Source organism: Olsenella phocaeensis (assembly GCF_900120385.1).
GTDB classification, from domain to species: Bacteria; Actinomycetota; Coriobacteriia; order Coriobacteriales; family Atopobiaceae; genus Olsenella_I; species Olsenella_I phocaeensis.
The window spans coordinates 1-9,900 of record NZ_LT635508.1 but is presented as its reverse complement, the minus strand read 5'-3'; the positions used below and the strand labels follow the sequence as shown (position 1 = coordinate 9,900).

10 protein-coding genes are annotated in these 9,900 nt (G+C 66.3%); all 10 read left to right on the top strand.

Annotated elements, in window-relative coordinates:
* Positions 1 to 1,372 precede the first annotated feature (1,372 nt).
* Complete coding sequence (locus tag BQ7388_RS10285) at positions 1,373 to 1,762, top strand: hypothetical protein (protein ID WP_072500589.1); 390 nt, start codon at positions 1,373 to 1,375, stop codon at positions 1,760 to 1,762.
* Between the two features lie 13 nt (positions 1,763 to 1,775).
* Entirely contained in the window at positions 1,776 to 2,252 is a 477-nt protein-coding gene (locus tag BQ7388_RS10280; RefSeq protein ID WP_129583259.1) for a phage tail protein, read from the top strand.
* Positions 2,253 to 2,294: 42 nt separating this feature from the next.
* On the top strand, positions 2,295 to 2,690 hold the full coding sequence (locus tag BQ7388_RS10275) for a DUF5055 domain-containing protein (RefSeq protein ID WP_072500588.1): 396 nt from the start codon (positions 2,295 to 2,297) through the stop codon (positions 2,688 to 2,690).
* 35 nt (positions 2,691 to 2,725) lie between these two features.
* Entirely contained in the window at positions 2,726 to 3,079 is a 354-nt protein-coding gene (locus BQ7388_RS10270; RefSeq protein WP_072500587.1) for a hypothetical protein, read from the top strand.
* A 2,484-nt stretch (positions 3,080 to 5,563) separates the two neighbouring features.
* Positions 5,564 to 5,908 (top strand): hypothetical protein, encoded by a 345-nt coding sequence (locus BQ7388_RS12465; RefSeq protein WP_072500584.1) that lies wholly within the window; start codon positions 5,564 to 5,566, stop codon positions 5,906 to 5,908.
* A 21-nt stretch (positions 5,909 to 5,929) separates the two neighbouring features.
* A complete protein-coding gene (locus tag BQ7388_RS10250) occupies positions 5,930 to 6,307 on the top strand; it encodes a DUF6711 family protein (RefSeq protein ID WP_072500583.1) in 378 nt (125 codons plus the stop codon).
* 2 nt (positions 6,308 to 6,309) lie between these two features.
* A complete protein-coding gene (locus BQ7388_RS10245) occupies positions 6,310 to 8,565 on the top strand; it encodes a hypothetical protein (RefSeq protein ID WP_072500582.1) in 2,256 nt (751 codons plus the stop codon).
* Between the two features lie 11 nt (positions 8,566 to 8,576).
* Positions 8,577 to 8,735, top strand: a complete 159-nt coding sequence (locus tag BQ7388_RS12460; RefSeq protein WP_159430842.1) for a hypothetical protein — start codon at positions 8,577 to 8,579, stop codon at positions 8,733 to 8,735.
* The gene (locus BQ7388_RS10240; RefSeq protein WP_072500581.1) at positions 8,732 to 9,103 is read left to right on the top strand and encodes a hypothetical protein; all 372 of its coding nucleotides are present in this window, start codon (positions 8,732 to 8,734) and stop codon (positions 9,101 to 9,103) included. Before BQ7388_RS12460 ends, BQ7388_RS10240 begins: the two co-directional genes overlap by 4 nt.
* Before the next feature lie 3 nt (positions 9,104 to 9,106).
* A partial coding sequence (locus BQ7388_RS10235; protein ID WP_200781487.1) for a hypothetical protein occupies positions 9,107 to 9,900 on the top strand: 794 nt, incomplete at its 3' end.

Below are 9,900 nucleotides of genomic sequence, written 5' to 3'. Positions count from 1 at the left end.
GGTCGCGGCGGCGCGGGCGGAGCCGGTGGCGGCGGCGGTGGTGCCGGGAACATCCCGGTGCAGACCTACGACTTCCTGGGCAGCGGCAAGGGCCTCGGCGACGGCCTCTTCAACGCCATCATGGACGCCGTCAAGCGCGCGGCCAAGGCGTTCCTGCCGCTGGTGGACGCCTGCAAGGCCATCATCGACAAGATAAAGGGCCAGTTCTACGGACTCGACATAGCGAGTGCCGCCGAGAACGCCCTCATGGGCTTCCTGAACCTCGTGTCCAACGTCGCGCGCAACGTGGTCGAGATTGTCGGCCCCATGATGGTGGCCCTCAACATTCCCGAGACCGTGGCCGTTGGCTTCGACCTCACGGCGCAGGCGTGCCTCACGCTCTCGGCTGGCATCAACGCCCTCGGCTCCATGGTCCAGGGCTTCACCGACGTCGCCATCGTCCCGCTCGNCTGCGAGCGGCGGGGTGGACTCGCTTTCGAGCGCGACGCGTCGGCATTCGGCGTCGCTCGTGGACAGCGTGCGCAACACGGCGTCGTTCATCTCGAACGTCCGTCGCATCGCCATGGTCGCGGGCGCGGTGGGAGCGGCCTGGGCCGGACTCATCACCAGCGCGAACAACTACATCGAGGACATGAACCTCGTCAACGTCGCGCTCGGGCAGTACACGTCGCAGGCTCGCGAGTACGCCGACCGGGTCTACGAGGTGCTCGGCATCGCCCCGCAGGACTTCCTCAAGGCCCAGGGCACGTTCGCCACCATGGCGCAGGGCATGGGCATCGCGAGCGACAAGGCCTACGTCATGTCGCAGCAGCTAACGCAGCTCTCGCAGGACCTGGCGTCGTTCTACAACCTCTCCACCGAGGAGGCCACAGAGAAGGTCCAGGCGGGACTCGCCGGGCAGATTAGGCCCCTGCGCGAGCTTGGCTACGACCTCTCCGAGGCCAAGCTCAAGGAGGAGGCCATGGCCCTCGGCATCGACGAGAACGTCGAGTCGATGACCCAGGCCGAGAAGGCGATGCTGCGCTATCACGCCATGCTCTCCCAGGTCAGCTGGGCGCAGGGCGACATGGCGCGCACGCTGGACTCGCCAGCCAACGCGCTGCGCGTGTTCAAGTCGAACGTCGCCAACGCGGCCAAGTCCATCGGCTCCATCTTCCTCCCGATGATACGGGCGATACTGCCCGTCGCCACGGCGGCGGCCAANCGGGCGCGGCGAGGAGGGCTGGGTCTACCCGACCGAGGATGGCGGGTTCAGGCTCACCCACGGACAGCCGGGGAGCGGCTTCATGGCGGCCGGTGCCGAGGCCGCCCGCGCGGCTGGCGTCGAGGCCGTCCTTACGCACGTTAGCGACTACCTGAGGGGGGCTGGTGCATGAACGACCTGTCGCAGGAGGTGTTCGAGGCGGTCAGCGAGGCCGTCGCGAAGGATTTCCCAGACATAACAATCCGCGTCAACCAGTTCAGGGCGCGGCCGCGCCTGCCTGCCCTGCTCATGACGTTCGACCTGCCGTCCGAGACGCCCGGCACCAGGGACTCGGCGGGCGAGGCATGGAGCAGGTGCCGCCTCACGTGCGAGGCGTATTCGAGCACGAGCCTTGGCGAGGCCAGGGCAATCATTGCCGCAGCGGACGAGGTTCTTGGGGCCATGGGCTTCTCGCGCTCCAAGTACGCCACGGTTCCCGACGCGGACGAGCAGATTCGTAGGGTCAGGTGCGTGTGGCGGGCGTCGTTCGGGCGTCACCACGACGTAGCGGCCTGGTAGAGAGGAAACGGACATGCCTAACGCAAGCAAGAGCGCCACCAGCACAATCAACACCTTCCTGATGCACTTCACCACCGTCGCCGGGAGCAAGCCCGTGAAGTCGGACCTGGCGAACGTCGAGAAGGTCGTTGACATTAAGAGCTACCCCGACTTCGGCGGCGCTCCCGAGAAGGTCGAGACGACCACCCTCTCAGAGGACACGTCCTCCTTCGTCAGCGGCGTCCAGAAGCTCGACTCCTTCGAGTTCACCGCCAACTACATCCTCGGCGACTACACCAAGGCCAAGGCCCTCGAGGCCAAGGGCGGGGACGAGTGGTGGGCCGTGTACTTCGGCGCTGGCTCCGACGGCCAGCCCGACGGCCACGACGGAATCGTCGCCTGGAAGGGCGGTCTCACCGCCTACATCTCCGGTGCCGGTGTGAACGCGGCCCGCGAGATGAAGCTCAACTACTCGGTCAAGACCAAGCCCGAGCTGGTCTCGCAGGCGTAGAGGCAACGGTAGCGGCAGGGACTGCACCCAAGGGGGATTGCAATGGCACAGAAGAAGACTCAGGACGAGTACAAGCCCATCGACGAGCTAGACGGCATCGACCGCGTGGTCATCGAGTGCGACGGCAAGGAGCACGTCGCCCGCTTCACGCGCGACTCGGTGCGCAAGATGGAGCGCGGCGGCTTCAAGCCGACGATGATTGCCGACTTCCTGGACGGCTCGCTCACGGGCCTTGAGGACCTCGTGTCCAAGTTCATCCTGCCCGCGTTCCAGCTCGACGAGCCTGGCATGAGGTTCGACGAGGCGGAGGAGCTGTTCAGCGCCATCGAGGACAAGGACGAGCTGCTCAAGGCGCTCATGACCCTCTACCTGCGGCCCGCCAAGGCAATCATGGAAAACCCTACCACGACGGGCCGAGCGAAGTTCCGTCTCGTGTAGGACCCGCACAGGACGATGGGACGCCCGCTGGTGACATGCCTAACGGCAGGCTCTTCCAGCGGGCGTTTCCTACGGCAATCGCCATCGGCATGACGCCGGGGCAGTACTGGCACGAAGACCCGATGCTCTACTGCGCGTTCGTCGAGGCGCAGAGGCTCCGGGACGAGGCGGAGGACTGGCGTCGCTGGCAGTCGGGGGCATACGCCTACCAGGCGCTCCTCAGGACGGCACCGACGCTCAACGCGCTCTCCAAGAGCAGCGAGCCGATGGACTGGCTCGACGCGCCCTTCGGACGGCAGGAGGAGCCGGACGAGGAGGTGGCCCTCGCCAACGAGCAGGCGGACCACCAGCGCATGATTGACTGGATGTTGGCTCACTCGCCCGAGTGACGGGACTGCAACCCCCCAGGAATGGGGAGCACATGGGCGCAGACGCTAGCGTTGACGAACTCCGAATCAGCATCGAGGCAAAGGCCGCGTCGGCTCGCAGCGAGCTGAGCGGCCTTGCCTCTGACGTGGGCAAGCTCAAGGACAGCGTCGGGGGCGCGGCGTCCGGCCTCGACCGCCTTGCCTCGTCCCTCTCGGCGCTCCACGTCGGCCAGGACACCGTCAACACCATCAAGGGCATCGCAAACGCCGCGCAGACGCTCAACGGCGTCAAGATTTCCTCTACCATCGGCAGGCAGCTCGGTGCCATCTCGTCCGCCGCCGCGAACGCCACGGGCGCTGGAAACGTCCGGCAGCTCGGCGAGGCGGCCCAGTTCCTCGCGCAGACGCGCATCTCGTCCTCAATCGGCAACCAGCTCAAGAAGGTGGCCGAGGGCGCACAGGCGCTCAACCAGTCCAACGTGGACTCCTCCAAGGTCCGCGAGCTTGCCAACTCGCTGAACGCGCTTTCGTCGATACAGCCGTCCTCCATCAGCTCCACCGTGAACGCNTCATGCGCAACACCGAGGCGCTCACGGCGCTCGGCAGGGCAGCGGGCGTCGGCGCGGGCCTGGTGCTCACGCTGGCGCGAGCCATCGCCGACCAGGCCTTCGCCGTCGCCACCGCCGCGTTCAAGGCTCTCAACTCGGCGCTCCAGGGCCTGCTCGAGATGCTCGTCAACTCTGCGGCGGCTCGCGGCGCGGCCACGCTCCTCGGCGGGGCGCTTGCCGTGTTCGGCATAGGCGGCGGCATCGCCATGGGCCTCAACGCCGTAGCGTCCGTCTTCAACGCCATGGCGTCCGTCATCGTCGAAAAGGCGATTGCGGCGCACGACGCCACGCACACGCTTGCGGGGACGCTCTCTGGACCGCTTGGAGTGGCCGCAGACAACGTGAGCGTGAGCCTGTCGAACCTCGGGTTCGCGCTCGACGAGCTGGGCATGGCGTCCGGTGCCTCTGCGGCCCTCGACCGGTTCGAGACGTCGGCAGGCTCGGCGCGCGACGCCGTGGCCGACCTCGCCATGAAGGCCGCGTACTCGCGGCAGAGCATCGATGAGTTCTCGAACGGGACCCGAAAGGCGAACGACGTCACAGTCGCCGCCAAGCGACACTACGACAGCCTCAAGTCCGGCCTTGACGGCACGCGCGACGCGTTCGCGAAGGCGAAGTCAGCCGTGCAGGACGAGTCGCAGAAGCTCTCGGCGCTTAGCGAGAAGCACAAGGAGGCCACGCTCTCCGGCAGGGTGCTCAGCTCCGAGACAAACCACCTGGCCCTCATGCAGCAGAAGCTGTCCGTGCGGCAGGCCCAGCTCTCGCAGAGAATCGAGATGCACAAGGCGAAGCTCTTGCAGGCGAAGATAGCTACGAGCGCCTACGCGACTGCCGAGGAGCGCGCGGCGGTTGCCGAGGGCAAGGTGGTGCTGACCAAGGCGAAGGCGGCTACGGCGATAGCCCTCGACACCGCGGCCAAGGGCGCTATGACGCTCGCCACCAACCTCGCCACCGCAGCGCAGTTGGCGCTCGACGCCGCGGCCAGCGCCTTCCCGGGCATGATTCTCATGCTCGCGCTGCAAGGCATCATGACCGTGCTCGGGCCGCTCATCGACAAGGTCGGCAAGTTCGTCATGGGCCTGCTGGGCCTGAACGACGAGACCGGTGAGGTGAGCGACACCACCAAGGAGGCCAACCAGGTCCTCTCCGAGGAGGAGCAGCAGGTCCAGCGAAACGTCGAGTCCATCAAGGCCTACGAGAAGGGCCACGACAACCTCAGGGACGCGCTTGAGGCGTCGAACGTCAAGATTGACGATTGGGCGCGGCACCTTCAGGAGACCGGCCAGTCCTTCGATGACCTCAAGCAGAAGCAGGACAGCTTCACCGACAGCACCATCAACAGCTTCGACAAGATAGACCAGTCATCGTCGATGAGCCTCGACGAGCTGGTGGACAACCTCAACGAGAACGCCGAGATGCAGCGCGAGTGGTCCGAGGACATGCAGCGCCTCATGGAGGCCACGGGCCGTGGCGCGAACGACGCCATGATTCAAGGCCTCATGTCGGCAGGTCCCGGCAAGATGAAGCAGGCCGTCGAGGAGGCGCTCAGCGACCCCTCGGGCGAGGAGCTTGAGAGGCTCAAGGAGGCGTTCTCGAACGCTGGCAGCACGCTCGCTCCCGAGGTCGCCAACAGCATCAAGGAGGAGGAACTCACCAACAAGCTCCGCGCCATGGGCATCCACGCCGTTGACGCCTACTCCGGCNGCGGTCGCCGTCGCGCGTCATGCGCAAGGTCGGCGCGTTCTTCGGCCAGGGCTACGCGCTCGGAATCGAGTCAGAGAGGCCTGACGTCATGTCCAGCGCGTCCAAGCTGGCGCTCGCGTCGGCGGCGGCCGTCGGGGACGCCCGCAGGGCCGGGGAGGGCATCGCCAAGGCCTTCGGGGACGGAATCCGCTCGGTGGGCGCGCCCAAGCTCGCCGCCGAGGCCCGTGAGGTCGAGGCGCAGGTGAGGGCATCCATAGCCACCGGGTCGTGGAACCCCGTCGGGCAGCGCAGGCCGAAGGCGGACGTCCCGCACGCGCGGCGGCTCGCGCACACGGACGATGGCACCGCGACGGACGTGCTGGCGCAGGCGGTCGAGCGCGGCATGCTCAGCGTGGTGATGGGCACGAGCGGGGCCAGCGGCACCGGCAACCACGGGGACACGCAGGTCGTGCTGCGCGTCGGCAACGAGGAGCTTGCCCGCGCGACCATCAAGGGCCAGGAGAGCCTGGCGAGGCGCGGCATGCTCAGGTTCGACTAGGGGAGGGGTTCGGCAGTGGCGATGATTTCGGTTGGCCCCGACTCGGGGCACCTCGTGGCCATCGAGCCGGACCCCTCCAAGTTCGAGTGGGGCCTGCAAGACGTGTCCGCCGAGGACGCCGGGCGCGTGCGCGACGCCTCTGCGACCATGTACAAGCAGCGACTCGCCCAGAAGCGCAAGATTAAGCTGGCATGGGCGAACCCCGAGCACGAGGCCGTTGGGCGAATCCTCAGGGCCTTCAACCCCGAGTACGTCTGGGTGCGCTACTTCGACGCGATGGCAGACGCGTGGCAGGTCAGGCAGTTCTACGTGGGCGACCGCTCGGCCCCGCTCAGGTGGTTCCAGACGCTCGGCGGCACGCGCTACGAGACGCTTGAGTTCGACATAATCGAGAGGTAGCCATGCGGTCGATTTCAACTGAGTTCGCCAACGAGCTGTACCGCAACTCGACGCTGCTGCCAAAGGCCACCCTCGCGCTCGCCAACGGCACCGTGAGGCAGCTCACGGGCGATGACATAGTTGACATGAGCTGGGAGCAGGCCACGAGCAGCGACCAGTCGTTCGACGTCGGCGCGGCAGTCATCGGCAAGCTTGAACTCACGCTCAACAACCACGACCAGCGCTTCGACACATACGACTTCACCGGCTCCGAGGTGGTGGCGTTCGTCGGCAAGGAGCTTCCACGCGGAAGAGTCGAGTGGATACGGCTCGGGTACTACCTCGTTGACCAGCCAGACTCGTATGGCGGGACCATCAAGCTCGACTGCCTCGACAGGCTGAGCAGGCTTGAGAGGCCCGTCCCCAAGAGCCTCGTGGACAGCCTCAGCGACCACAGCATGCGCTTCGCGGAACTCGTCGTGCTGCTCACGGAAGCGGGCGGCGTGAGGTCGGTGATTGAGGGCGACGCGTACTCGGCCCCCGTCTCGTTCACGACGCCAGAGGGCGTCGAGAACGAGACCTGCCTCAGCCTCCTCTCGAAGGCGGCTGCCACGGCATGCTGCTTCGTGCTCATGGCGAGCGACGGGACGGCCCGCGTCAGGTGGTACGACACCAAGGCGCTCGAGGGCGAGTCGTGGCTAGACGGCGGCGTGTTCGACTCGGCGTCACCGTACAAGAGCGGCGCGTCTGCGGACGGCGGCGACTTCACCTACGCGCTCGTTGGTGTGCGGTCTTACGACGGCGGCAGCTTCCAGGCTGACAGGGGCGTCGGCCACCTGTTCGCGTGCTCCAGCATGACCGTCGCCACCGATGACGTCGTGATAACTGGCCTCAGGGTCAAGGAGTGCGACCGGAAGAACCAGGACGGCACCGTGACGAAGGGCGGCAGCTCGCTCTACGGGACTACGGGGTACGTGCTCGACCTTGGTGACAACAAGCTCGTCCGGTACGGGACCGCCGCAAGCGTCGCGAAGCACGTCGGCGGCAGGGTTGTCGGGATGAGGTTCCGCCCGTTCTCGGCGTCGGCCGTGTGCGACCCGTCGCTTGAGGCCGGGGACGCCGTGGCGCTCGCCGACGCGTACGGCAACACGTACACGAGCTACGTCACGTCGGTCTCCGGCGGGCTGGGCGGCGGCATGGAGGTCAGGTGCTCCGCGAAGTCGCCAGGGCGCAACGGCGCATCGACGTACTCGGCGACAACCGACGCCATAGTCCGCGCGCGCAACGCGGTCGAGGAGGAGGCGTCCGCACGCGAGCTTGCCGTCCGCGACCTCAACCTCACGCTCAAGAACTCAAGCGGCCTGTACTCCACCAACGAGGCGCAGTCGGACGGCTCCACCATCTGCTACCTGCACGACAAGCCGACGCTCGGTGCGTCGAAGGTGGTATGGAAGGCCACCGCCGAGGCCATCGCCGTCTCGACGGATGGTGGCCACACGTACCGGACGGGCCTCACCGCGACCGGAGACGCGATACTCCGGCGCGTGTACGCGATAGGCATAGACGCCGACTACGTCAAGACCGGCAGGCTCAGCAGCAAGAGCGGCAACATGACCGTCAACCTCGACACCGGCGACATATACGCGAGGCGGCTCACAATCGACAGCCCGAACTTCAAGCTCACGCCTGGCGGGGAAATCATGTCTATCAGAGGGACGATTGGCGGATTCGACATTGGCTTTTCGTCGCTGAGCAACAGCCTGATGACGCTCAGCACCGCTTCCCTCTCGTTCAAGAGGCTCGTGAACGGCAAGGGAGTCTACGTCAGCACGTATGACTCGCGCGGGATAACGCTCAAGTCATACGATGACAAGAACAAGGACGTCGGAATCATAGGAGTCAACTCCTACCATGGCGACCCGTCGCGGTTCGGACTCAACTTCGACCTTGAGTACGACGGTGACTATATGACGTGGGCCTACCGGAGTTTTCCAGACGATGACGCCTACTCCATGAAGCTCACGTACTGGGCGCGAGACTTCGACGGCAACGCGAAGAACACCATAAGCCTCGGTTGCAACATAGACGGACACGACCACGTTCTGAGAAGGACATGGCTGGACCCCAACACGTCTGGGGCGTCCGGGGGGATAACCGGGCGGTACAACTTCGTCGTTGTGGGCGGCATGAACGGCGACGGCACGGCATCGCGCTGGTACAACAACTGCTATCTGGAATTCAAGCGTGGCATGCTCGTCGGCGCGAGCATGCCCCGATGAGGAGGCGAGACATGGCGACGTACCTAATGGAAGACGGCGACGGAATCCAGCCGCAGCACATCGAGACTCCCGAGCCGATGCGGAAGGTCGAGTCCGATGACGCGTCGAAGCTCGACGAGATGGACAGGAAGCTAGACGCCATCCTGAGGGCGCTTGGAGGGGACAGATGAAGTACACGAACGCGCAGCTTGAGGGCATGGCAGAGGCCATCGTCCCGCACCTCAAGCGCACCGACATAATCGGCTACGCCGCGGCCCGCAACTACCGCATCATCTCCGACCTGACGCGCGAGTTCGAAGAGCGCAAGGAGGAGCTGATTCGCAAGTACGGCACGCCGGACACCGACGATGACGGCGGCGAGACAGGCTCCGTCACGGTCAGGCGCGACTCCCCGGAGTTCGGCGAGTTCCTCGACGAGATAGCCGACTGGGCGGACGCCGAGCACGAACCCTCTTTCTACAAGGTCAAGTTCGACGAGGCGATAGGCAAGCTGAGCGGCGAGGAGTTGCTGGCAATCGACTTCATGTTCGAGGAGTAGCCGATGGCAATACAGATGCGGCGCGGCCCGTACACGCAGTTCGACCCGTCCCGGCTCCTGCCCGGAGAGTGGGCGATTGTCGAGGAGGACGCGCCGGACGCCACCGGTGGCCGCGCGGCCTACATGTGCTTCGCGCCGGGCGAGGTCAAGCGCGTCGCGACCGTCGAGGACATGGCGACCATCATCGCCAACGCCGAGCCTGAGCTGGTGCATGCCGTCCAGCGCGTGGCGGAGGACAACGAGGCCGCACGCGTCAGGGCCGAGTCCGCGCGAGCCGACGCAGAGAGTGCGAGGGTCCGGGCGGAGCAGGCCCGCGAAAGGGCGTTTGCAAGCGTAGCCGACAGCGCGGAGCAGCGGACGAGCGCCGCGGTGGACAACGCGAGGTCCGCGGCAAACGACGCCAGGGGCGCGGCCTCCACTGCCAGGTCGCAGCAGGAGACGAACAACTCGCAGCAGGCGGAGAACAACCGCCAGCAGGAGGCCAACAACCGCGCGGCCCAAGGCATGACGGTGAGGGTGCTCACGCATGACCAGGTGAGCGGCGACCCGAGCGGGACGCGCAAGCCGAGCGTAGTCGGGGAGCCGGGCGTCATATACCTGGCCCCGAACGCAGGGGACCTGAGTCCCGACGATGACAACTACTACGCCGAATGGCTGTGGGTCAACGGCGAGTGGGAGCGCGTCGGCACCGACTGGCACGACACCTACGCCCGCAGGGAGCACGAGCACTCGGCGTCGGACGTCACGACGGGCACGCTCCCCGTCGAGCGCGGCGGGACCGGAGCGCCGACCGCGTC

What these genes read in the sequence shown, in the direction of transcription:
- BQ7388_RS10250 (WP_072500583.1), top strand. Translation starts at nt 5,930, where the DNA reads ATGATTTCGGTTGGCCCCGACTCGGGGCACCTCGTGGCCATCGAGCCG.
- BQ7388_RS10280 (WP_129583259.1), top strand. Translation starts at nt 1,776, where the DNA reads ATGCCTAACGCAAGCAAGAGCGCCACCAGCACAATCAACACCTTCCTG.
- BQ7388_RS10270 (WP_072500587.1), top strand. Translation starts at nt 2,726, where the DNA reads ATGCCTAACGGCAGGCTCTTCCAGCGGGCGTTTCCTACGGCAATCGCC.
- BQ7388_RS10245 (WP_072500582.1), top strand. Translation starts at nt 6,310, where the DNA reads ATGCGGTCGATTTCAACTGAGTTCGCCAACGAGCTGTACCGCAACTCG.
- BQ7388_RS10285 (WP_072500589.1), top strand. Translation starts at nt 1,373, where the DNA reads ATGAACGACCTGTCGCAGGAGGTGTTCGAGGCGGTCAGCGAGGCCGTC.
- BQ7388_RS12460 (WP_159430842.1), top strand. Translation starts at nt 8,577, where the DNA reads ATGGCGACGTACCTAATGGAAGACGGCGACGGAATCCAGCCGCAGCAC.
- BQ7388_RS10240 (WP_072500581.1), top strand. Translation starts at nt 8,732, where the DNA reads ATGAAGTACACGAACGCGCAGCTTGAGGGCATGGCAGAGGCCATCGTC.
- BQ7388_RS10275 (WP_072500588.1), top strand. Translation starts at nt 2,295, where the DNA reads ATGGCACAGAAGAAGACTCAGGACGAGTACAAGCCCATCGACGAGCTA.